The 24,920-nt window shown below is 52.8% G+C and carries 15 protein-coding genes and 1 tRNA gene; 9 read left to right on the top strand and 7 right to left on the bottom strand.

The window, feature by feature from the left end:
• Window positions 1-113 precede the first annotated feature (113 nt).
• The 5 genes from J3P34_RS18045 to J3P34_RS18025 form a co-directional block, all read right to left on the bottom strand.
• Entirely contained in the window at window positions 114-1,583 is a 1,470-nt protein-coding gene (locus J3P34_RS18045) for a glycoside hydrolase family 30 protein (RefSeq protein ID WP_210489999.1), read from the bottom strand.
• Window positions 1,584-1,831: 248 nt separating this feature from the next.
• Window positions 1,832-3,559, bottom strand: a complete 1,728-nt coding sequence (locus J3P34_RS18040; RefSeq protein ID WP_210489998.1) for a SusE domain-containing protein — start codon at window positions 3,557-3,559, stop codon at window positions 1,832-1,834.
• 180 nt (window positions 3,560-3,739) lie between these two features.
• On the bottom strand, window positions 3,740-5,224 hold the full coding sequence (locus tag J3P34_RS18035; protein ID WP_210489997.1) for a RagB/SusD family nutrient uptake outer membrane protein: 1,485 nt from the start codon (window positions 5,222-5,224) through the stop codon (window positions 3,740-3,742).
• A gap of 10 nt (window positions 5,225-5,234) precedes the next feature.
• Window positions 5,235-8,516 (bottom strand): TonB-dependent receptor, encoded by a 3,282-nt coding sequence (locus tag J3P34_RS18030; protein WP_246853772.1) that lies wholly within the window; start codon window positions 8,514-8,516, stop codon window positions 5,235-5,237.
• Window positions 8,517-8,654: 138 nt separating this feature from the next.
• Window positions 8,655-9,692, bottom strand: coding sequence for a FecR family protein (locus J3P34_RS18025; protein ID WP_210489996.1), 1,038 nt, complete (start codon window positions 9,690-9,692; stop codon window positions 8,655-8,657).
• A 232-nt stretch (window positions 9,693-9,924) separates the two neighbouring features.
• On the opposite strand from J3P34_RS18025, the gene J3P34_RS18020 reads away from it, so the two are divergent.
• On the top strand, window positions 9,925-10,521 hold the full coding sequence (locus J3P34_RS18020) for an RNA polymerase sigma-70 factor (RefSeq protein ID WP_210489995.1): 597 nt from the start codon (window positions 9,925-9,927) through the stop codon (window positions 10,519-10,521).
• Window positions 10,522-10,661: 140 nt separating this feature from the next.
• On the opposite strand, the gene J3P34_RS18015 is transcribed toward J3P34_RS18020, so the two are convergent.
• Both J3P34_RS18015 and J3P34_RS18010 read right to left on the bottom strand, forming a co-directional pair.
• Window positions 10,662-11,501 (bottom strand): hypothetical protein, encoded by an 840-nt coding sequence (locus J3P34_RS18015; protein ID WP_210489994.1) that lies wholly within the window; start codon window positions 11,499-11,501, stop codon window positions 10,662-10,664.
• A gap of 133 nt (window positions 11,502-11,634) precedes the next feature.
• Window positions 11,635-11,707 (bottom strand) — tRNA-Gly (locus J3P34_RS18010).
• A gap of 162 nt (window positions 11,708-11,869) precedes the next feature.
• On the opposite strand from J3P34_RS18010, the gene J3P34_RS18005 reads away from it, so the two are divergent.
• From J3P34_RS18005 to carB, 8 genes are all read left to right on the top strand, one after another.
• Entirely contained in the window at window positions 11,870-13,054 is a 1,185-nt protein-coding gene (locus tag J3P34_RS18005) for an alpha/beta hydrolase (protein ID WP_210489993.1), read from the top strand.
• A gap of 591 nt (window positions 13,055-13,645) precedes the next feature.
• Window positions 13,646-15,589 carry an LTA synthase family protein gene (locus J3P34_RS18000; RefSeq protein WP_210489991.1) on the top strand — a complete coding sequence of 648 codons (1,944 nt, stop codon included), beginning with the start codon at window positions 13,646-13,648 and terminating at the stop codon, window positions 15,587-15,589.
• Complete coding sequence (locus J3P34_RS17995; RefSeq protein WP_210489990.1) at window positions 15,589-15,738, top strand: hypothetical protein; 150 nt, start codon at window positions 15,589-15,591, stop codon at window positions 15,736-15,738. Before J3P34_RS18000 ends, J3P34_RS17995 begins: the two co-directional genes overlap by 1 nt.
• Before the next feature lie 125 nt (window positions 15,739-15,863).
• The gene (locus tag J3P34_RS17990; protein ID WP_210489989.1) at window positions 15,864-16,097 is read left to right on the top strand and encodes a hypothetical protein; all 234 of its coding nucleotides are present in this window, start codon (window positions 15,864-15,866) and stop codon (window positions 16,095-16,097) included.
• 396 nt (window positions 16,098-16,493) lie between these two features.
• On the top strand, window positions 16,494-16,952 hold the full coding sequence (locus tag J3P34_RS17985) for a MarR family winged helix-turn-helix transcriptional regulator (protein ID WP_210462918.1): 459 nt from the start codon (window positions 16,494-16,496) through the stop codon (window positions 16,950-16,952).
• A 54-nt stretch (window positions 16,953-17,006) separates the two neighbouring features.
• Window positions 17,007-18,125 carry an alkene reductase gene (locus J3P34_RS17980; protein WP_210489988.1) on the top strand — a complete coding sequence of 373 codons (1,119 nt, stop codon included), beginning with the start codon at window positions 17,007-17,009 and terminating at the stop codon, window positions 18,123-18,125.
• 200 nt (window positions 18,126-18,325) lie between these two features.
• Window positions 18,326-21,274, top strand: a complete 2,949-nt coding sequence (locus J3P34_RS17975) for an ATP-dependent DNA helicase (RefSeq protein WP_210489987.1) — start codon at window positions 18,326-18,328, stop codon at window positions 21,272-21,274.
• A gap of 407 nt (window positions 21,275-21,681) precedes the next feature.
• Complete coding sequence (gene carB / locus J3P34_RS17970; protein WP_210489986.1) at window positions 21,682-24,495, top strand: carbamoyl-phosphate synthase large subunit; 2,814 nt, start codon at window positions 21,682-21,684, stop codon at window positions 24,493-24,495.
• The last annotated feature ends 425 nt before the right edge of the window (window positions 24,496-24,920 follow it).

Below are 24,920 nucleotides of genomic sequence, written 5' to 3'. Positions count from 1 at the left end.
ATCTTACTTCTAGCTGAGTCTGAATTCAAAATTTAAAACGTACTGCCTCACTGCGAGACAGTAATCTGTTTAGGAGCTGTTTTATCTAAAACAGCCCCTAAATAGAATAAGAATTACCACACGTAGGTACCCGTGGCGCCGCCTCTCAAGGTAGAAGAGACAATCTGGCCGCGGTACCGGATGTTGAAGGTCTGATCAGAACCGGTTTCGTTCAGGACCAGCAACACCTTTTTGCCCGCCGGGTTCTTGAACGCTACGTGCTGCAGAGTGCTGAACATCTCGGTGTTCTGGGCGTTCAGCAACGTGGTTTTCACCCGCACGGAGCCCGGCCTAACAAACTTAGAAGCATGCGCGATGATGTAGTAGGCTACGTTGCGGGTAGCAGTGTTTCCGTTTACCGTTACGGCAGGAAGACAGGTGTTACAGCCGCCAGGAGTGAATGGTTGGTTGTTCTGGTCAGCGGTCAGGTTCCACTCCAGGGCGTTCTTGCTCCAGTTGCGCATACTCCCGATAACCACGTTGGTCATGTGCCATTTCAGGTCTGCGGAGAAATCGCCCGGGGCGCCTACCCATTGCTCGGTGAAGTACACGTTCTTGTCTGGGTGGGCATTGTGCACGGTGGTCATACCGGCAATGTTCCCGGCGTACAGGTGAAAGGCCGATCCATCTACATACTGCTTTGCCGCCGGATCGTCCATGATGCTGATGGGGTAGTCCACGCGATCCAGGTTATGGTCATATAGGATGATCTTGGTCGCCAGGTTCGCGGCGCGCAACGCCGGCCCGATGTTGTTCTTCACGAAATTCGCCTGGTCCTGCGCCGACATGTACATGCTGGGGTTGTTGCCGTCGTGCAGGGGTTCGTTCTGAATAGTGATGGCGTCAATGGTGATTCCGGCCGCTTTCATACCCTGGATGTAGTTCACCAGGTACTCGGCGTAATCATCGTAGTACTCCGCTCTCAGCGAACCGCCTTTGGGGCTGTTGTTCGTTTTCATCCAGGCCGGCGGGCTCCACGGCGAGGCCAGTAGTTTAATGTTAGGGTTGATGGCCAGAATTTCCTTGAGCACTGGAATATAATAGGCTTGGTCAGGCGCCAGGCTAAAGGCGGTACCCATCACATCCTGGTACGAATACACGGTGGGGCTCAGGTCAGAGGCACCTACGTTCAGGCGCAGGTAACTCACGCCAATGGTACCCTCTTCGTTGTCCACCGCAAACAATTCTTTCAACAGATCGGCGCGGCTGGTGGCGGCCATCTGGTTGAGCACGTAGGCGCTGCCAGTGGTTAAGGTGTACCCAAAGCCATCCACGGTCTGGTAGGCCTGGGTAGTGTCTATATCTATAGTCAGATTATTGTTGGCCTCGGCTTTGAAGTTCAAGGTCACGTTCTGCTTCTTGAACAGCACCGATTTGTCTGGGTTGGTGAGCCAGAAAGCTACCTGGCTGGTACCGTTACCGCCCGGGGGTGGCGGGGGGGACGGAGTTGGGTCAGAGTCGCCACCACCGCAGCTGGCCAAAGAACCGGCCAGTAACGCGAGCACACTCAGTTTAGATATTTTCTTTAAGAAGGGATTTCCCATGGTTACTTTTTGAACAGACAGGTTTAGCTTACCAGAGGGCTGCTTGAACCTGTCTCATGAAACACACGGCTGCGCTTGGCTAACCCTAACAGGTGAGCTTCGCGAACAGCTTTTTTGTTGGCAGGCTTCAGGTGTTTCAGGTCTCTTTTCAAGAAATCGGTCCTAAAACTACGCAAGGTATACCTGCACCTCTTTTGAAAGAAAACGGGCGCTTCTTCCTTCTTCTGAAGCCGAAGCGCCCGTTCTGATTATTGTTTTACAAACGAATACTCGGCGGTTTTGTAGTCGTTGGTGACGGTGATGGTGGCTTTGTAATTACCAGCCTGCGTGATGCCTTTGTAGTTAGGACCTCCGTTGGTCATGGTTCCGGTGAGCGCAATGCTGTTGGTCCCGAACTGCACATCCCAAGGGGAGTTGAACTTCAGGTCATAGTTGGCCTTTAGTGCGAACGTACCTTCAAAGGTAAAAGGGTGCTTGTAGGTCATGAGGTACTCATTACGGGCATCCCAGCCTCCGCCGGCATCATCCCAGTGGAAAAGTTTGATGTTGTAGTACTTCCAGGTAAGCTTACCGGTCTGGAAGTTCAGGGTGAGTTGGTAAGCCTGGTCACGGGAAACCACGATCCCTGCATTACCAGTCCCGAAATCAACCGGCATAGATACCGCATCTGCGTTTGGTGTGGTGGTCTCGCCTATTTTGGCGGTGGTAGTGAAAGAAGTACCAGAACCGTCATTGGCAGAGTTCAGTCTGTATTCTTTGCTTGCTTCCAGCGCCAGGAACACGTTTGATTTGAACGTGTTACCGTCTTTGGTGAATTCAGCCACCACCGTGTTGCCTTGCAATAAGAAGAGTTTATCCGGGATAGTGGCCGGAGGCGGTACCGAGGTGTCTTTCTGCAGAGAGTAAGTGTATTGCTCACCAGACAGGTTCAAGGTCACGATATGACGACCAGTAGCCGTAGCCGGGATGTCTTCAAACGTACCGGCAGGGGCCTGAGACTCCATTACCAGTTGGTTGCTGGTGCCTTTCACACGTTTCATCAGGTAACCCCAGTCACCGTTGGCTCTAAAAATGAAGCCCTCGGTTTTCTCAACGTCCAGAGAGGCTTTCCAAACACCGTTACCCTGGTACGCGAGCGGCTCCTCGGTATTCCAACCGCCGGCAAATGCACCGCCAATCACGCTCCATCTGTCAATCTTCAGGAAGCTGATTTTGTTTGTGTTCAGGTCTACAGTAATGCGGTAGGTACCAGCCCCCGGAGCGGCAATAGGAGTTCCCTTTTTACGCAGCCCGCCGTCTGTGCCCGCGCCGTACACCACAGAGGTGGCGTTCTGCTGGCTGTAGAATCTGAAAGTACCGCCCTCGGTTAAGCGGGTGTACACTTCAAATACGTTGGTCCGGTTTCCGTTGGCATCTTTCAATGGGCGCATCTGAATGGCCTGGCTTACATCGGCGCCTTTCTCAGTCGCCGTACCGGAGATGTACAGGCGGTCTGGGTGCGTCTCGTTTATGAAACGTTTAATGGAGATAGGCTTGCCTGCAGACACGGTTTCCTTGCTCAATGACTGGGCCACCACGGCCCATTTCAACTGGGCCACGGCGTTGGCGTCATAACCAGCCATGGACAAGGCCTGGTCAATCTGCACCGCGGAAGGCGTGATGAACAGGTTTTTCCCGCCGTTGCCGGTAGGCATGCTCAGGATAGGCGTGCTGAAATCTGCGTTGGCGGCAGAGTCAATCACCAATCTATAGGTGACGCCATAGTTCTTGCTGGACATTGCCGGAGCCCACTCAAAACGGGTAGTGGCGTTAGGGCTGGCCTGGTCCAGGGTGATGGTGGCATTTTCTGCCGGGTTAGCCAGCACAGGGGCACTCAGTTCCCAGTTGCCCACTGGCTCAATATTATCTTGCTCCTCGCAGGCGCCCACCACAAACAGCAGGGCCAGGAGCTGGAAAAACACGTTTATCTTTTTCATGATGACTATTTTTTAGACATGAATTCTTGAAGAGGATCTTTGGCAAACACCTGCAACCTTCCTTCCTGGCCCCGCAAAGTATTTGCGGAGCCAGTTATTTCAGGACTGTTTTTCTAAAATCAGCCCTGAAACAGAACCTCGGGGGAAAGGTTCTGAGACGGGTGCCTTGCGGCCGAAGGATTAGTTATAACCCGAGGTTTGCGTCAACTGCGGGTTACGGTTGATTTCTGACTGCGGAATTGGCAGGAACAACTCATGCGGCGCTACGTTGTACTCCTTGCGGGTATTGGTGCGCAGGTCAATCTCATTGAGGCTGTTCATCACCTGGGCAGCCACGCCGTAACGGCGCAGATCATCCCAACGGTGACCTTCCTGGGCCAGCTCCAGACGGCGCTCTTTCAGGATGGCCATTCTCATATCCTCTTTGGTAGTGGAGGTATTCGCGCCCAGGTTTACTCTTCTGCGCACGGTGTTCAGCACGGTTCTGGCTTCTTCCAGGCGGCCCAGTTCGTTCAGGGCTTCGGCTTTCAGGAGCATGATATCTGCCAGTCTGAAGAGGTACTGGCGGTTGGTGCTGGCCCAGCCGTTGGCGCTTTTCCAGCGGTATGCGAATGGCACGCTTCCGCCGGTGCTCACTGACCAGAACTCATCTGACCAAGGCGCATTCTCAAACAAGATGGTGGTGTTTCTCCGGACGTTGTCGTTCTCAGAGTTGTAGGCATTCACCAGGTCATGCGACGGGGTCATGAATTTGCGCCAGGTGTCACCGCTCAAGGATGGTGGGAGCAGCATCTGAGGGCCCCAGTTGGCTTCGTTTCCGCCAATGAACTGCACCTCCATGATAGACTCGGCATTGTTGTAATGGGCACCGTCAAACAGATCGTTGAAGTTGCTCAGCAGTTGGTAATTGGCCGGGCTGTTGATCACGGCATCGGCGTACTGCAGCACTTTGTTGTAGTCGCGGTCTGGGCGTTGGGCCCAGGCTTTCGCTAACAAGGCGTTGGCGGCACCACGGGTAGCACGGGCTTTGTTCACGCTGGCATTCTCTCCGTAGGTATCAGGCAGTCTGTTTTCCAAGGCAAAGGTCAGGTCGGCCACAATCTGGTTGTAGACCTCAACCTCGGTGGCGCGGGGCTTTTGAGTCGTAGCTGGATCAAGCGAAGTTACTGGCTCTAACACCAACGGAACACCGCCCCACATTTTCACCAGTTGGAAGTAATGGTATGCGCGCAGGAAAGCAGCCTCACCCAGGATCTGGTTTTTGCGGGTCTCTGATAACTGCGGGTCTGTGATCTGAGGTACCTTCTGCAACACCACGTTGGCTTTGGCAATGGCGTTGTAGATCTGGCTCCAGTTGTTCCACAGACGGCTGTTGGTAGGCGTGATGGCTACGTTGTCAACGGCAAAGATCTCGGCGTTGTCACCCCCGGCATAATAGTTATCAGAGAGAATCTCGCTGAACACCAGGTTATCCCAGATGTAGTACTCTGCCTGAAACGATTCATACACCCCGGTGAGGGCAGCTTCAGCGTCACTGGCAGATTTGTAAGCGTTTTCTGTGGTGGCCTCAGAAATTGGCTCCAGTTCCAGAAAGTCGTTACAGGCTGGGGCTCCCATCATGAGAGCACCGGCCAAGGTATATATTGCTATTCTGTTCAGTTTCATAAATTCTTAATTAGAAAGAAAGATTCAGACCTAAGATTAAGTTGCGCGTCTGCGGATAGGTACCAAAGTCAATGCCTTGGGCCCGGTTGCTTCCGCCAAAGGCGTTCACCTCTGGGTCAAACCCTGAATAGTCTGTGAGGGTGAACAGGTTCTCGCCGGTAGCGTAGATGCGCAGGTTGTTCATTTTGATCTTAGACAACAGCGTAGTAGGCAGGTTGTAGCTCAGGGTAAGAGTTTTCACGCGCAGGTAAGAACCGTCTTCCACAAAGCGGGAAGAGATACGCGAGTTGTCTGTGCTGGCCCAAACCGCCTTAGGGATATCGGTTACATCGCCGGGGTTTCTCCAGCGGTTGATCACGGCGATACCCTGGTTTTTAGGATCTGACATGCCTTCCATCTCTATGCGGGTGGCATTGAAGATGTCGTTGCCTTGTGAACCTTGCAGGAAGATGCTCAGACCAAAGTTTTTGAAGGAGAAGGTGTTGGTTACCCCGTAGATGAAATCTGGGTTAGGGTTACCAATGATCACGCGGTCATCCGCCGAAGGCGTGAAAGTGCTTTCGCCGTTCTTGTTGATGTAGTAAGCCATACCGGTGGTTGGGTCTACCCCGCCCCACTGGTAGCCATAGAACAGACCCAAAGGAGAACCTTCTCTTGACAAGCTCACATCACCTCTACCGGCCACTCCGCCGCCATAGAAGTTCTGACCCAAAATATTGATTACTCTGTTTCTGTTGAAAGACAGGTTCAGGTCTGTAGTCCAGGAGAAATCACCCACCAGGTTCTGCGAGCTCACCAGGAACTCAAGACCTTTGTTTTGCAGGCTTCCTACGTTGGCATCACCGCCGTTGAACCCGGTAGATCTTGGCACTTCAACCGGCAACAGCAGGTCAGTGGTTTTTTTCAGGTAAGCATCAACGGTTAACGAGATACGGGAGTTCAGGAAAGCCACATCCAGACCTACGTTGGTTTGCTCTGAGGCTTCCCAACCTAACTGGTTGTTCCCGATGGAAGACGGGTAGCTACCAGGCTGGGCCGTACCACCAATAGGGTAGTTGGCGCCGTAACCTACGCGGGCCAGGTACGCATACGCTCCCAAGCCGGTATCATTACCCACCAGTCCCCAACCTACGCGTAGTTTCAAATCATTCAACACGTTGGTTTTAGGGAAGAAATTCTCCTCAGAGATTCTCCAGCCCAAAGACGCAGAAGGGAAATAACCCCAACGTACCTCAGGACCGAACACCGAAGAAGCATCTGCCCGGAAGTTGGCGGTTAACAGGTACTTGTTCGCGAAGTCATAGGTCACCCGGCTAATGAAAGAGGTGTTGGTTTTCTCAGACTTATTAGCGTCTGCCGACTGAATCACCGCACCGGCACCAGGAGTAGTCACCGCAGTACCAGAGAACTCAGTACGCTCAATGCTGCTGTTTTCCCATCTGAATTTCTGCTGCACAGAACCCACCATGGCGCTGAAGTTATGCTGGCCCACGGTTTTAGTGTAAGAAAGGGTGTTGTCCAGAATCCAGTAGTTGGTCAGGTTGGTGCTGTTACGGCCAATTCCTTTTCTGGCGCGGCCATAGCTGGTTCTGAACGGATCCAGGAAGTAGTCATTGATGGCGCTGATATAGTCAATACCAAAGTTAGCGCGGTATTTCAGGCCTTTCAGCAGTTGCACTTCGCTGTACACGTTGCCCAAAAGACGCTGGTTACGATAGTTGCGGTCAGAACCGTCGGTGCTGGAGATAGGGTTTTCCCAGTCCTGGAACGGGTTGCTGGTGAAGGTTCCGTTAGCGTTGTATATTCCAATTACTGGCGGTGTAGATAATACGCCCAGGATCACCCCGCCCTGGTTTACAGACTGGTTATCGGCTACGTCTACGTCATGGTAGCGGGTGTAGCCCATGTTGGTACCCACGGTTAACCAGTTGGAAAGCTTCTGCTCCAGGTTCACTTTAAAGCTGGCGCGGTCCATGGTAGAGCTGCGTACGGCTCCGTTCTGCTTCATCCAACCGCCAGAGATGTAGTAGTTCGTTTTGTCAGTCTTCCCGGAAACGGCTAACTGGTAGTTCAGAGAGCTTCCGTTCTGGAAAACTTCATTCTGCCAGTCAGTATTCTCCTGGTAGCGGCTCCAGTCTGTGTTCTGGCCCAGCTCGGTCATCAGGTCACGGTACTGCTCGGCGTTCAGAACGTCCAGCGTGTTCCAAACCTGGGAAACCCCGGTGTAGGTGCTGAATTCAAAGGTTGGTTTTTCGGTTCTACCGCGTTTGGTAGTGATCAACACTACCCCGTTGGCACCCTGCGCACCGTAAATGGCGGCAGAAGAAGCGTCTTTCAGGATAGAGATGCTTTCAATATCGGCGGGGTTCAGGCTTCTGGTGTCTGTAGAAGGAACGCCGTCTACCACGTACAAAGGATCACTGTTGGCGGTGATGGAGCTGGTACCCCGGATGCGGATGTTGAAACCCGCTGATGGCTTTCCAGAGTTGGTCAACACCTGCACACCGGCGGTTTTACCCTGGATCAGGTTTCCTACCTGGGTGTTAGGGCGGGCGTCAAAGGCTTCGTTGTCAATCACCGATACAGAGCCGGTAATGTCTTCTTTTTTCTGCGTACCATACCCAATCACCACTACCTCTTGCAAGGATTTGGTATCTGGAGCCAGGGCTACGTTGATGGTAGAACGGCTTTCAATGGCTACTTCCTGGGTCATGTACCCGATGTAAGAGAGCACCAGGGTACCGGTTCCGTTTGGGACGTTCAAAGAGAAACCTCCGTTCACGTCAGTGGAAGTGGCATTGGTGGTCCCTTTCACGGAAACGGTAACGCCGGGCAATCCGGTGCCGTTCTCATCGGTCACTTTACCAGAAACCCGGAAACCGTCCTGTACCACCGGGGCCACAGAAGCTTTTGGTTGCGCTGCTCTGGTATTTCTGGTGCGCACATGAATGTTGTTATTCACCTGCTTGAACTCCAGGTTGGTGGTAGCCGCTACTTTCTCCAAGACTTTATCCAGGGGCTCATTCTTGGCCTGCACCGATACCTTAGACCGGCTAGGCACTTCGTTCTCATCAAACGTGAACTTGAACAGGGTCTCGGCCTCAACCTTCCGGAAGAATTCCTGCAGGGTGCCGTTGGTGATGGAGAGGGTGATTTTGGTTTTTTGAATAGTGCTCACCGGTGCCTTGCCGGGTGCGGCAAAACCAGATGAGAAGAAAGCCAGGTGCAGCACAAGTACCGCCAAAGCTTTCCAGGACATTCCTTTCAGGACGCCGTAAACGTTTTTTTCCATATATTGAGAGTGTTTAGTATTTAGTGTTTGAATTGCCTCATGGATCTGGATGCGCCAACATCTGGTTTCCGGAGGTAGTTGACAGGTAGGCCACCCAGTGGCTTACCTGTTAAAAAAACCGGTCATCTTCTCATAAGCTCATGGTCTTTTGAAGGTTATCTGCACTTGGTTCTGGTTCACCTGGTAAGTAAAGTTCTTCACAAAGCCAATGCCTTCCAGTACCTGGGGCAGGCTTTGCTGCCTGTATTCACCGGTGTAGCTCCACGTTTCTTTACTGGCTGGCCCCATGCCTTGCACTTCAACCTGCACGCCGTACCAGTTTTCTATTTTATTTACCACTTCTTCTAAGCTTGCTTTTTTGAAATAAAGCACCCCGTCTTTCCAGCCCAGCACTTCCTCTGCTTTATAGGTACCCACGGCATGTCTCTGGTTTCTGCGGTTGAACACCAGTTGCTGCCCCGGCACCAATTTGGCCAAGGTGGTTTCCTCTTCTGTCTCTCCTTTGCTGATTTTCACCACACCGGTAGCTAGCGCCACAGAGATGGCGGTGTCTTTAGGCTGGTATCTGATATTGAAGGAGGTACCCAGGGCCTGGGTATAGATAGTACCTGACTTTACCACAAAGGGACGGTTTTTGTCTTTGGCCACCTGGAAGAAAGCCTCGCCCTCCAGCGAGATGTCTCTTCTGTTCTGGGCAAAAGGCACCAGGTAGCGCACCTTGCTGCCCGGCCGCATCACCACCGAGGACCCGTCTTCCAGTTGCACGGTTTTCCACTCGCCGGGGGCAGTTTGCACGGCCATCATTTCCCCAACGACCATCTCCTTTTGAAAGTATTGCGAGGCCACAAACCAGATCAAGCCCAGCGGCAACAGAATGGCGGCGGCTACACGCATCCATTTGGCCCAGGCGTTTGGCTGCAGGGGCAGCACCTTGGCTTCGGGCTCCTGGTTTTGGGTGTCTTTTTGAATAAGGGCCTCTAAACTGCGCCAGGTTTTATCTGCGTTATGTGCGTAAGCCGGCTCAGACTGGTGGTGTCCCGCCTGCGCCCACAGCTCCTTCATTTCAAGCTCCTGCTCAGGGGTAAGTTTCTGATTCTTAAACCACTCCAATACCGCCTTCACCTCATCAGGGGTACATGCCCCCTTGTAAAAACGGTCTAGTAAGTGTTGATCCATGGGTTATAAAAGATTAGCGCTTTTCCTTACTACACTTAACCCCGGGCTTGCACCACCTCCGTTTTCAAATATTTTTAACAAAAGTTTCGGTTTTTGTTTTTTCTATAAAATGGTCTACATTTATCCTGAGTATTTTAGGTTTTTGAAATTGACTACTTCAAAAGGAGATCTGAGGAGTTTGGAAGAGAGAGATTGTAGTAGCATGAAAGACAGGTACTTTAACCAAGAAACCATGCAAACAGAAAGCAGGGAAAGTTTCATGGAGGACATTGAGGCCTTAACCACCGGCAACGTGGCGGCCTTTGAGCGTCTGTACCGGAAACTGGAACCCAAACTTTTTGCCTTTGCCATGAAACTGGTTAGGAACCGCGAAGATGCCGAAGAGATAGTGCAGGAGGTTTTCCTGAAAGTGTGGGAACGCCGCAGTTCCCTGGACCCTGCCCAGAACCTTGACGGGTACCTGTTCACCACCGCCAAGAACCTGGTGTACAACAAAGCCCGCCACCGGGTGTACGAGTTCGCCTTTGGCCAGTACCTGGCCGATTATGGGGCAATTTCTGAAAACTCCACCCAAACCACCCTGGAGCACAAGGAGTTGGTGCAATTATTTGAAGAGGCCTGCGCCTCTATGCCGCCGGTGAGGCGCCAGGTATTTGTCATGAGCCGCACCGAGGGCCTGAGCAATACCGAGATCGCCAGCGCTTTGAATACCAGCAACAGCAACATAGAGAACCACATCAACAAGGCCCTGAAAATGCTGCGCGAGAAGTTCAAGAGCTATGACATTGTCTATGGCTTCCTGTTGATGGTTGCTTACTTGCTACGCTAAAGCTTTTACAGGACTTCCTGAAAAACAAGCTAAAAAGAGAAGCCCTGGGCAGATGAAAGACATCAGCCCAGGGCTTCTTCGTTTACAATGCATTTTTGTTTAGTGCCAGATTTGGGAAAAACAGCCTCTAAATCAGGAAATTATCTTCCTACTTTACCCTGCCCCAGCCCAATCTGCAGACCTATAGAAGGTACAATGGTGATACCGGAGTAATCTACCTGCTCGCCTTTCAGGAGTTCAAAGGTGCCGTAATTCTGGTAGAACATAGAGAGTGCGGGCAGCAGGAAAATGCGCTTGGCCCCTATCTTGGCATTCACGAACAGGCCGTAAGACGGAAAGTTTCCCTTTCTGGTGAGGCCTTCTAGCTGCACGGCTTTACCATCGCCCACTTTTTCATAGAGCCTGCCGGGCACTAACCCGTATTCCACGAAGGTGTGGTTGTAAGCCACCCCGAAAGAGATGTTCCCGAACTCTTCATCTACCCCAAATGACCGGCTGAACACCAACGGCACCAGCACATCTCTTCTGGAGGCTTCAAACTGTAGAATAGGAGAAAGCTTGTCCAGGAAAATCTTGGACAGGACGTCTGATTTCTGCCCGGCGTACTGAAAGCCTACGCTGCCGTACCATCTTTCGGCGCTCTTGGCAGAGCCGGCCAACGGCCCCATGAACTGGTACATGGCATCCAACACGTGTACCCCCGAGGCGTATTTGTAGCCCACATCCACGCGGGGCAGCACCCCGTAGCGCACATAGAAATCAAAGTTGGGTCCTACCGGGTCAAGGGTGTAGGCAATGGCAGCCTTCGTAGCAGATTTCACCAGCCCGTCATAGTACACAGAATCACGGTTCGCGAGCGCCTTGATGGCGTCTTCGCCCACGTCTTTAAGCTGACTGATGGGTTCTGAGGCGATGTTCCCCCCAAAGTTGGCGCCCACCTTGAACTCCCCATGCGGGGTAACCCTGCCGGACTGGATCACGGAACGGGGTGCCGTACAACTGGCCACCGATACTAAAAGGACAAATGCTAGAACTTGGTAATAGCGGGGGAAATTGAGAACTCTACACTTACCCATCTTAAGGAACCGGAAAGAAGATACTTGAATGATTTAGAGCGAGAAACGGGATTCGAACCCGCGGCCCCCAGCTTGGGAAGCTGATGCTCTACCAACTGAGCTACTCTCGCTTGCTACTTAACAAAGATAGCCAGTTTTCTTTTAGACGCAAGAATTGGGCCACCTTGGTTCTCCCCGCCTTTTCTCTGGTTAGAGCCAGAAATAATCCGTATTCACCGCAGCCCCGTATGTAGATAAATACGTATTCTGTTTATTACAACCATCTCAACACTATGAAAAAGAAAATTTTAGCCTCCGCCCGCCAAGGCGGATTTATTTTGGCAGCGGCTTGCTGCTTTTTAGCCATATCCTGCGAGAGCAAACGCCCCGTGGCTGAAACCGAGAGTGTCAGCCGCGAAGGAGCCATTGACACCACCGCCGTTGACCTTGATGCTGATGCAGACACCTCTGACCAGGCAGCATCCAGCCTGAAGCCCACCGGCACCAAACCGGCCTGGGCAGACACCATCACGGGCCCTATGCAGGCAGTCATTGAGAAACTGGCCAGCTACAACGCCAAGCCTATTCCGCAACTCACCGCCAAGCAGGCCCGGCAGAACCCCACCCCTACCACCGCCGTCATGGACCTGATGAAGGAGAACAACATGCCCATGCCGCCTTCTAAGGTAGATACCGTGGGCAAAACGATTCCGGTAACGGGTGGCCAGATCCACGCCCGCGTATACACCCCCAGAACAGGTACCGCCCCTTACCCGGTGATTGTCTACTACCACGGGGGCGGCTGGGTCATTGCCGATCTGGACACGTATGACGCCTCGGCCAAAGGACTGGCTGAGCAGGCCGAAGCGGTGGTAATCTCTGTGGCGTACCGTCAAGCCCCCGAAAACAAATTCCCCACCGCCCATAACGACTCTTTCTCAGCCTATAAATGGGCTCTGAAAAATGCCGCTTCCCTCAAAGGCGACCCTAAAAGAGTAGCCGTAGTGGGCGAAAGCGCCGGGGGAAACCTGGCGGCCGCCGTGAGCATGATGGCCCGCGACCAGAAAGTGCAGATGCCGGTACATCAAGTATTGGTTTACCCCATTGCCAGCTATAACACCAATTCAACTTCTTACCAGAAATACGCCTCGGCCAAACCCCTGGACAAACCCATGATGGAATGGTTCTTCAAACAGTACCTGCGCTCCCCTAATGATGGCAAGAACCCCTGGATCAACCTGGTGGGCGCCAACCTCAAAGGCCTACCCCCTACCACCATCATTAACGCCCAACTGGACCCACTCCAGACCGAAGGCCAGCAACTAGCCCAAAGACTGGATTCCACCGGAGTAACCGTGAACCACAAGGTTTTCAACGGCGTGACGCATGAATTCTTCGGGATGGCCTCAGTGCTCCGCGAAGCCAAGTACGCTCAGGAAATGGCGGTGGCTGATTTAAGGAAGGCTTTTGAGAAGTAAAGTGTTTTTGGTTTCCTTTTTTGAAAACAGCCTTGAAACGGAGTGACGTTTCAAGGCTGTTTTTTTGTTCAGTTTTGCTTTTCTGCTTAGCTAATTTCCTATTTGTTTATTTTTTCTAATCACGTAGTCCGCTTTCGCTGGCGTGGCGCTGTTGTTTGCGTGGGTTCATGAACTGTATTGTTATATAGCTAAGCTCCGTGCGCTCATGGCCGCGAGGCCCCGCCTTCCGGCCTCGCGCTGCGCCAGCTTCCTTTGCTCCCTAGCGGTCGCAATGCCTCACGGCACCGGAACCTGACAAGGCGCTCCACCGAAAGGCTGGAAATGGGAATGCCTGGTAGGAACGCCTCAGACCTCACAGGTTTTGAAAACCTGTGAGGTCTTCTAAATACTATGACATGGTTCAAGCCTGTGACTTGGACCCAAAATGACCGGCAGTTTGCAAAGCCGTGAGGCGCCAACCTCAAAAGTAAGGTTTCTATTTTCACCCTTCTTTCCCGAAACTACCCCAGAAACGCAACTTATTCCCATGACTTGCTCCTGGTTTCTATATCTGCTTCGGGTTCAGTAATTTTGCGGTTCTTTCTTTAGGACATGATAAAATCTTTTCAGCCGAGGGCGTTGCGACGGAGCGTGCATGTGGCCATGCTGCTGGCGCTGGGCGTGGCGATGCTGCTGTACACGGTCTGTCGGCTTCTCTTTTTCTTTTTCAATAAGGGCTTTTTCGCGGAAACGTCATTCTCTGATCTGCTGTACCTCATGTGGGGTGGGCTCAAGTTTGACCTGGCGGCGGTTCTGTATACCAATCTGCTGTTCATTGCGCTTATGATTCTGCCGTTCCGGTTCAGGCATCATCCGGTGTACCGGAAGGTGGTGAAATGGGTCTTCCTGGTGTTCAACGGCATCGGGCTGGCGCTTAACTCCGTGGATTTCATCTATTATCGGTTTACCCTGCGGCGGACTACCGGCAGCGTGGTGAAGGAGTTCGCGAATGAGGACTGGGGTGGCTTCGCTTCCAGTTTCCTCGTCGATTTTTGGTATATAGCCCTGATCTGGATAGGCTTGATAGCCTTGATGACCTGGCTCTACAACCGTATCAGACTGGAGAAAGCGCCTACCTACAACCCGTGGTTTTATTATCCGTGGCATACCGTCATGCTGGTGCTTACCATTGGGCTGAGCATTGCGGCTATGCGCGGCGGTTTCCGGCACAGCACGCGGCCTATTACGTTGAGCAACGCCGGCGAGTATGTGAAGCGGCCGCAGGAAATGTACATCGTGCTCAACACGCCGTTCTCCATCATCAGAACCATCAACAAGACCAGCTACCAGAAAGTGGCGTATTTCCCCGATCAGCAAGTAGCCCAGCTTTACTCGCCCGTGCACCAGCCTGCAGACTCGGCCCAGTTCAAGCAGAAGAATGTGGTGTTGATTGTGCTGGAGAGTTTCGGGAAGGAAGCAGTGGGTGGTTATAACAAGCACCTGGAGAACGGCAAGTATACCGGTTTCACACCTTTCCTGGATTCACTCATGGGCCAGAGCAAGGTGTACTGGAACTCGTTTGCCAACGGCCGGAAGTCCATTGATGCACTGCCCAGCGTGCTTACCAGTATTCCCAGCATCCAGGAGCCGTTCGTGCTCACGCAGTACGTGAGCAACAATCTGCCCAGCCTGCCGCGCACGCTTCGGCAGAAAGGCTATTACACATCTTTTTTCCACGGGGCGCCCAACGGCTCCATGGGCTTTGATGCGTTTATGAACCTCATTGGCGTGCAGGACTACTACGGCATGACGGAGTACGGCAAGCCCGAGGATTTTGACGGCATGTGGGGCATCTGGGACGAGGAGTTCCTGCAGTTCATGGCCGGCAAGCTGAACACTTTCAAGGAACCATTCATGAGCGCGGTGTTCACCACCTCGTCGCACCACCCCTACAAAGTGCCGGACCGTTATAAAGGCAAGTTCAAAAAGGGGCCGTATGAAATCTTTGAGTGCATAGGTTACTCAGACATGGCCCTGCGCAAGTTTTTCCAGAAGGCCAGTCAGGCGCCTTGGTTCAAGAATACGCTCTTCGTAATCACCGCCGACCACTCAGCCACCTTCACCTACTATCCCGAGTACCAGACGGCCTGGGGCAACTTTGCCGTGCCCATCATTTTCTACGCCCCCGGCGATGCCTCCTTCAAGGGTGTGGAGCAAGACCGCGTGGTGCAGCAACTGGACATCATGCCCACCGTGCTGGGTTACCTGGGCTACGACCAGCCGTACTTCTCCTTCGGGAAAAACATGCTGAATCCAGCGGAAGGCAATTTCGCCATCAGCTACCAGGGCGGCTACCAGTGGACCGAGGGCGACTACTTCCTGCAGTTTGACGGTACCCAGACTCTAGGGTTGTTCAATTACCGGGAAGACAAATTCCTGAAGGAGAACCTCAAAGACAAGGAGCCGCTCATCAGGGTAGCCATGGAAAACAAGCTCAAGGCCTTTATTCAGCAGTACAACAACCGCATGCTGGAGAACAAGCTAACTGCGAAATAATGGTTAGCTGTCTGGACGGGTTTGCGCAGGTGCAGGCTTTGGGCATCAACGGCTTCCTGCCCGTGGTGGCACAGCACGGGGCCAAGTTGTATCTGGTCACCTGGGCGACGCCAGATTTGAAGGCTTTACACGAGCGCTGCAGTGGGTAGTGACGCTGCAAAAACGATACTCCGGCACCTTCTTGCGCAGTCATTGTTAAAATGGAGTTCTGGTTTCTGGCGATAAGCCGGTGTTTTCCGTAGAGGAGGATTAATCAACCTTACCTACAAGCACTATGAAAAAAGAAATCACCTCCGTGGGCGCCACTTTCCGGAAAGCAGGAATCCTGGTTGCTTTCTCCGGCCTTTTCCTGCTAGGCGCCTGTGAAACCAAAAAGCCTGCCGACCAGGAAGCCAAAGACCGGGATGACGCCGCCACAGACATCACCGAGGATGCCGACCCTGACAGCACGGTAGAATCTCCGGCCACTACCGGTTACCTACCCCAGCCTGCCCCTAGCCGGACTTAGTTCTCTACCCAACCTACCTATAGACAGCCTCCCTGGCGCAGTCTTCCAAAAACTTCAAGCCTGCACCGAGGAGGCCCAGGTGATTTCTGTTTATGGGCCGAAATTAGAGAACTGATTTAAAAACGCTTGGACCATCTCCAATCTAGTTGTTGTCCGGTCAGCTAAAGCTAGTTCCGTTTTGGCGGCAGATGTCCTTCTACAGTGTTGCAGAACCTGAATTTACAGGTGAAAATGGATCCTTATGCCGGGGTAAACCGTTTTATGGCTTATTCGCGTAAAACACCTCAGAAACGGTGATTTCCTGGAAGAAACCTGGGCTCAGCGGAACAAAGCCACTACAAATATTGTATATACAATTATAAGACTTAGATTTGCCGCATGAACGGCAGAAAGCCCATGAAATTAGAGGACGAATTGAAGCAGAAGACATTTGGCAGCCCATACCGCCGCATGGTGGTGAACGTTATGTTCACGGGCAACTGGCTGCAGAAAGCGTTTTCCTGCCAGTTGAAGCAATATGGGTTGTCGTTGCAGCAGAACAACGTGTTGGGCATCCTGCGCGGGCAGTATCCTAATCCGGCCACGCTGGGCCTGATTCAGGAACGCATGCTGGACCGTGACTCTAACGCCACCCGCCTGGTAGACAAACTGTTGGAGAAAGGCTTGGTGACCCGCTGCCAGTGCGCCGATAACCGCCGCAAGGTAGACATCGTGATCACCGAGAAAGGCTTGGAACTGCTGAAGCAGACCGACACCATTATGCAGAACCTGGAAGAGAAATACAGCCAGATTACCCCAGAAGAAGCCGTACAGATTGGCGAACTGATGGACAAATTAAGAGAACGAGAAGGTTAATATTTTTTTACCCATATAGTTGTATATACAACTTATGTTTACACAAAATAGATTATGAGCCAAATAGAAAATCAACCGCTGTTACAGCCTTATCAGAAAGGCGCTTTGCAACTGAACAACCGTTTAGTGATGGCCCCCATGACCCGTAGCCGGTCTAATAACCCTGAGAATGTACCCACCGAGCTGAACGCTGAGTACTACGCCCAGCGCGCCAGCGCCGGTCTTATTATCTCAGAAGGTACGCCGGTGAGTCCGCAGGGCGTGGGCTACATCAACATCCCAGGCATTTACTCTGCCGCGCAGGTAGAAGGCTGGAAACTGGTGACCAAGGCCGTGCACGAGAAAGGCGGAAAAATCTACGCGCAATTGTGGCACGTGGGTCGTATGTCGCACCCAGATTTCCACAACGGCGAATTACCGGTGGCACCATCGGCTATCAACCCCAATGACCAAGCGTTCACCGCCGAAGGCTTCAAACCAACCGTGACGCCACGCGCTTTGGAAGTATCCGAGATTAAAGGCATTGTAGAGGACTTCAGGAAAGCCGCTGTTAACGCCGTGGAAGCTGGTTTTGACGGGGTGGAGATTCACTCTTCCAACGGATACCTGTTCCACCAGTTCTTCAGCCGCTGCTCTAACCAGCGCACCGATGAATACGGCGGAACAATTGAGAACCGCGCCCGCTTCTTCTTTGAGGTTTTGGATGCTGTGAAGGAAGTAATTGACCTGAGCCGCGTAGGTGTTCGTCTAAACCCATCCATGCACGAGCAGTTCGGTATTACCGTTGATGAAGAGACTGCGCCTACGTTTGAGTACATCGTGCAGCGTTTGAATGACTACAACCTGGCATATCTGCACCTGACCGAGGCTTCTCCTAAAGTAGCTGCTTTACCGTACGCCATCAAGGAAATTGCCAAGCACTTCCGTCCGTTGTACAACGGCACCTTGATTATCAACGGTGGCTTCACGCAGGAAACCGGTAACCAGGTGTTAGCCGATGGCTTCGCTGATTTGGTGGCTTATGGCCGTCCGTTCATCGCGAACCCAGACCTGGTAGAGCGTTTCGCGGAGAATGCCGAGCTGAACGCCCCGGATTACAACACGTTCTACAGCAACACTGCAGAAGTAGGCTACACCGATTATCCTACGCTGGCTGAAGTTTCCGCTGCGTAATCATTAAGAACAACACACAACTGCATATATAGAAAAGGGCCGCACGCTTTGTGCGGCTTTTTTCGTTTCAGGCCTACTTTCCCCAAAACACCCTCAAAACAAACCCTCCTAAACTGCTTAGCATCCAGCACTATTTTGCGGCAAATTCCTTAGCATAGAGTACCTTTGTGGTTCTGCTTAGACGAGTGAACGAGGTCCTGATGAAAGCTGATTCCCCAACCTTTGCCATCCTGCATTTATTTGCCACCGGCCCATATGGCTCCAAACATGGGTTGCTGCAGGTGGGCGTGCTGTCGTTGCAGAAAGGGAATGCCGTACTGAAGGAATGGTTTATCAACCCCGAGGCGGAGTTTGGCCGCAGCGTGCAGAAACAGTCTAAAATCAGCAAAGAGCAGGCGAAAAGTGCTCCCTCCTGGCAGGAGCAGAAAGCCGAGGTCCAGGCATACCTGAGTTCTTTCACGCACGTGTTTTTCTTCCACGAACGGCACGAGCAAACCTGGCTGAAGCATTACATTCTGACGGGTATGCCCTCGCCACCCGTCTGCGCCGATCTGGCCGTACTGTCCTCGTTCTTTCTGCCGCACCTCAACCTGATGGAAATGGGCGATTTGGTGGCGCTTTCCACCGCCGCCCAGAAGAAGCCCGCTTCTCAACCTATGCACGTGGCTTTAGCCGCCCTGCATACGCAGCTTTTCAAACTACTGGAGGTGCTGCTGCAGAAAATCCCCAGCACCCCGGAAGATGAACCCGGCGAACCTACGCTATTCATGCAGTTGCTTCAACAGGTGCTGGACTTAGGCGCCATCTTCATGGGCACCGCCTGGCGCACCTTGCTGCATGCCGCCGAGCACATCGAGACCTTGGAGCCGCTGGATCTGCATTGGCTTACGCCGCCTGCCACCACCCAAGTGCCGGTTTTACCCTTTCACCTGCGGGAACTGCTCACCTCCTGGCTCCCCACCGTACCCGATGCCCCCACGGTAAAACCCCGCGTAGACATCGCCCAGCCGTCTGACCAGCTCATCCACGATGCCCTGCACGCCTGGTACAAGAAACACGGCCTGCCCGAGCGCTACGCTCAGATGCAGTATTCCAAATTCTGCAACAAAGCCCTCACAGATAAAGGCACGTTTGTGGCCGAGGCCGGCACTGGCACCGGGAAAACCATGGGCTACCTCATGGCCGCTGCTGAGTTGCTGCGCTTGAACCCTGGCCGCAAGGTGGTGGTGGCCACGGCGACCAAAAACCTGCAGGAACAGGTGATGCAGGGCGAGATCCCGCGCCTGCGCTTCAAGGGTGGTTTACACGCGCACCTGCGGCCCGCCATCGTGAAAGGCAAGAACAACTACCTGTGCATCTCGGCGCTGCTGGATCTGTATGACGAGTTGGTGGTGCAGGAGAAAGGCACCATTCGGGAAGGGCTGAGTTGGCTCTACCTGGTGCTGCGCGTACATCATACCCAGGGCGAGGTGGAAGAGATTCCGCACAACATCAGGGCCATTTTACCGGATACCTACCGATTGCTGTCGGAGGCGAACGCCCAGGAGGTCTGCGTGCCCAAGCTGTGCCTGGAGCCCGCCAAGTGCACGTACGCCCGCCACATGGAGCAGGCCTACGCCGCCGATATCATTGTCACGAACCACCACAAGCTGCTGCAACTGCCGCCCAAACTCACGGACTTAATCAAGCACTGCATCATTGATGAAGCCGATCAGTTCCCCGATTTCGCCCGGAGTGCCCTCAGCATGAACTTCAGCCTAGCCGTCATGGAAGCCCGGCTGCTTCGCCCGTTGTTGGGCAAAGACTACCGCAAAGGTTTCCTGGATATTGTGGCCGGAAAGGTAGCCCACCAGGCAGACACCGAAACCGCCCAACTGGTGCTGGCTGAAATTGACTCTATCCACCGCGACTGCGCCACCATCAGAACCAGCGGCGAGTTGATTCAGGCCCTGCCTATCCAAGGCGAACAGCGCTGGCAGGAGGAAGTCGCGTTGGTAGAAAACGGCCGCTGGACCAAAAGAGAATTCAGCGCCGATATTGAACAAGCCCTGCAGGAACTCTTGACGGCCGTTCAGTTTGTGGCCGGCAAGATAGACCGCATCCTCAAGCTCCTGAAAAAGCCCGAGGACAAGACCTACAGCCGCCTGGAGACCTACAGAGAAAAGGCCGCTGAGTTCGCCGATTCGCTAATGAAAATCACCAGCGATTTCCCGGCCCGCAAGTGGATTCATGTGCTGGAGAAAAGCGGCCAGAACTGGTCGGTGAGCAAGATGCCGTACTACCTGCAGGACGAGATGGACAAACTGCAGAACATCTACCCCAGCCTGTTGTTTACCTCGGCCACGCTGTATGTAGGCGGCAACACGCAGTACTTTAGAAATCAACTGGGCCGCCAGGAGCCGTTTGAACAGGAAGTGCGTTACCTCTCGCCGTTCAACTATGAGCAGCAGGAAAAGGTCCACGCAGTGGTCCCCGCGTTCATCCCCTGCTATGAGCACAAGATGGCGCAAGACCAGAAACAGGCTTGGCTGCAGACCTCCATGGAAACGCTGCTCAAGTGCATTGTGGCTTTGAACGGCAGAACCCTGGTCCTCTTCACCAGTCGCCGCGACATGGAAGATGCTTACCGATGGCTGCACCCGCGTCTACCCGCCTATGACATTGAACTGCTCAAGCAGGAAGGCACCAGCCTGTGGGAAATCAGAAGGTTCCGGCAGGAAGAGCATTCCGTTTTGCTGGGTCTGGACCGCATGTGGTCAGGCGTGGATTTCCCGGGCGTCACGCTCTCGCAGGTCATCGTTTTCCGATTGCCTAATCCATCCTTGGGTAACCCCTTGGTAGCACACCGCCGCGAGGTGGAAGGCGGTTACTTCTGGAGCAAATTCTATTACCCGGCCAGTCAGCACAAACTCCGGCAAGGCTTCGGGCGACTGGTGCGGCGCGAGAAAGACAAAGGCGCATTTGTGATTCTGGATTCCCGGGTACACCATACCGCCCGCATGCAGCACCTAAAAGACGAACTGCCCGTGGACATCACGCATTTCCACGCCGGGGAAGAAATGGAGAACTGGTTGCTTAAGACCCTACTGCCTAAACTGGAACTGGCCTCTGAGTGGGAGCGCCGCGGGGTTTCGCTTTCACAGTCTTAATCATTTCAGGCCTACTTTCCGGAAATCAGGCCTGAAACGCATCACTACCCGGTATTTTCGATGGAATGCGTACGACGTTACGGTGTAACGTCGCTACAGGGCAATATGTAGCGTCGTTGCACTGCAACGACGTCATCCAGCAGGATGAAAAACCGCTGGCTTCTAAAGCATGGCAAGTAAGACGCAAAACACCTTCCACACGCCTCAGACTTAGTCTTTATTCTGCCTTTCTAATATTCAGGAACTCTTCCCAACCCTGCTACTGTTCACAATCGGTTTCTGCCTTCTCACTGACAATCAATCAGTTTAAGCGCAGAGGCGAATAATTTAACCGCCCGAGGCAGTTTATTTCATAATTCTAAACTTTCTGCCTTAACTTTGGGCAATTTATACATACCGCTTTACTAATGCCGAAAGATAATTCCATCAAGTCAGTCTTAATCATTGGTTCCGGTCCCATCGTTATTGGGCAAGCCTGCGAATTCGACTACTCTGGCTCCCAAGCCGCCCGCTCCCTGCGCGAGGAGGGGATTGAGGTAACCCTCATCAACTCAAATCCCGCCACCATCATGACCGACTCCATCACCGCGGACAACGTGTACCTGAAGCCGCTGGAGAAGAAGTCTATCATTGAGATTCTGGAGAAGCACAAGATTGACGCCGTACTGCCTACCATGGGTGGACAAACTGCGTTGAACCTGGCGATCGACTGCGAGAAAGCTGGTATTTGGAAAAAATACGGGGTAAAAATCATTGGCGTAGACATCAAAGCCATTGAGACCACCGAGGACCGCGAGAAATTCCGCTTGTTAATGATTGAGCTGGGCGTGAACGTCTGCAAAGGCAACACCGCTACCTCTTTCTTAGAAGGCAAGGAAATCGCCCAGGAAATCGGCTTTCCATTGGTAATCCGTCCGTCGTTCACCTTGGGTGGAACCGGTGGTGGTTTCGTGAACACGCCCGAAGAATTTGACGCCGCCCTCACCCGCGGTCTGCACGCCAGCCCTACCCACGAGGTACTGGTGGAGCAAAGCATCCTGGGTTGGAAAGAGTACGAGTTGGAGCTGTTGCGCGACAACATCGGCAACGTAATCATTATCTGCTCTATTGAGAACTTTGACCCAATGGGTATCCACACCGGTGACTCTATCACGGTAGCGCCGGCCATGACCCTGCCAGACACCATCTACCAACAGATGCGCGACTTGGCTATCAAAATGATGGCGGGTATCGGTCAGTTTGCCGGTGGCTGTAACGTACAATTCTCGGTGAACCCAGAGGATGACACCATCATCGCCATTGAAATTAACCCACGCGTGAGCCGCTCTTCGGCGCTGGCCTCTAAAGCGACTGGGTACCCAATTGCCAAAGTAGCCGCTAAACTAGCGATTGGTTATAACTTAGACGAACTGAAAAACTCTATCACCAAAACCACCTCGGCGTTCTTTGAGCCCGCGCTGGACTACGTGATTGTGAAAATACCGCGCTGGAACTTTGACAAATTCAAAGGCGCGAACAAGAAATTAGGTCTGCAGATGAAGTCTGTGGGCGAGGTAATGGGCATCGGCCGTACCTTCCAGGAGGCACTGCAGAAGGCTTGCCAAAGCTTAGAAATTAAGCGGAACGGCTTGGGCGCCGATGGCAAAGAGAAAACAAACTATGACCAGTTGATGGATAGCCTGGCCAACCCAAGCTGGGACCGCCTGTTCACCATCAAAGACGCCATGAAGTTTGGTGTAGCCACCAGCACCATCCAGAAAGTAACCAAAATTGACCCTTGGTTCCTGCAGCAGATTGAGGAATTGGAGCTCACCGAGCGTGAAGTTCTGAAATATACCATCGACAATATTCCGGTGGATCTGATGCGCAGCGCTAAAGTGAAAGGCTTTGCCGATAGACAGCTGGCATACCTGCTGCGTTGCAAAGAGAGCGAAGTGCACGAGAAACGCACGAGCATGGGTATCAAGCGCGTGTTCAAGATGGTGGATACCTGCGCCGCCGAGTTTGAGGCCGTGACACCTTACTACTATAGCACCTTTGACGGCGAGAACGAAAGCGTTGTCTCTGATCGCAAAAAGGTAGTGGTGTTGGGTTCAGGTCCTAACCGTATCGGGCAGGGCATTGAGTTCGACTACTCCTGCGTGCACGGCGTACTAGCCGCCAGCGAGTGTGGCTACGAGACCATCATGATCAACTGTAACCCCGAGACCGTTTCTACAGACTCTGACATCTCAGACAAACTGTATTTTGAGCCGGTGTTCTGGGAGCACATCTACGACATCATCCTGCACGAGAAACCGGAAGGTGTAATCGTGCAGTTGGGTGGGCAGACAGCGTTGAAGTTGGCTGAGAAACTGACCCGCTACGGCATCAAGATCATGGGTACCACCTATGAGAGCCTTGACCTGGCTGAGGACCGTGGTGCCTTCTCTACCTTGCTGAAAGAAAACAACATCCCGTATCCTCCGTTCGCGAGCGTAACGTCTGCCGAAGAAGCGCTGGAAGTGTGCAAAGATTTAAAGTTCCCACTGCTGGTGCGTCCTAGCTACGTACTGGGTGGCCAGAACATGAAGATTGTCATCAACGAGAAAGAGCTGGAAGCGCAGGTACTGGACATCCTGAAAGACAATCCGGGCAACAAAGTTCTGCTGGACCACTTCCTGGACCGCGCCATTGAGGCCGAGGCTGATGCCATCTGCGACGGTGAAAACGTGCACATCCTGGGCATCATGGAGCACATTGAGCCGGCCGGTATCCACTCCGGTGACTCGTACGCCGTGTTGCCTCCGTTTGACTTAGGCGAAGACGTGATCCGCCAGATTGAAGAGCACACGAAGAAAATCGCGCTGGCCCTGAACACCGTTGGTTTGATCAACATTCAGTTCGCCATCAAGCACGGAATTGTGTACATCATTGAGGCGAACCCACGCGCCAGCCGTACCGTGCCGTTCATTGCCAAGGCTTATCAGGAGCCGTATGTGAACTATGCCACCAAAGTGATGCTGGGCGAGAAAAAGGTAACCGACTTCACCTTCAACCCGGTGAAAAACGGTTATGCCATCAAGGTTCCGGTATTCTCCCACAGCAAGTTCCCAGAGGTAAATAAGGAACTGGGCCCAGAAATGAAGTCCACCGGCGAGGCCATCTACTTTATTGATGACCTGGAAGACGAGTATTTCACCAAAGTGTACTCAGAGCGTAATTTGTATTTGAGTATGTAATTCTGGTAGCTCGTATCACATAGTCCGACGTTTACCGATAAAGAAAAGGCTGTCCCGGTTGGGACAGCCTTTTTGCGTTTTAAGGCTAATTTTAAGGAAAGAGCCTTAAAATGGGGAAAGCCTGCAGATACCCTTCCTCCTCTCCTCCTTTAAAAAAGACTTTACGGTTGGTAAACGTAGTTCAGAAATCTTGATGCTAAGTAAAGACAGAAAGGTAGTGTTGGTTGATCAAAACCCCACACTACTTTTAGAAAAGCTTTTCTGGAATGCGTCCGGACACGAGCCGGAGGCTCGCGCCAGCGGATCAGCACAGGGGCTTATGAGATTAGCGCCTCACGGCAGTTGCAAACTGCCGGTCATAGTAGGTCCAAGTCACAGACTTGAACCATGTCATAGTATTTAGAAGACCTCACAGGTTTTCAAAA

The sequence above is a fragment of the Rufibacter aurantiacus genome, assembly GCF_017916345.1.
GTDB classification, from domain to species: domain Bacteria; phylum Bacteroidota; class Bacteroidia; order Cytophagales; family Hymenobacteraceae; genus Nibribacter; species Nibribacter roseolus.
Note: the sequence above shows the minus strand (reverse complement) of the source record. Positions and strands in the feature narration are given on the sequence as shown.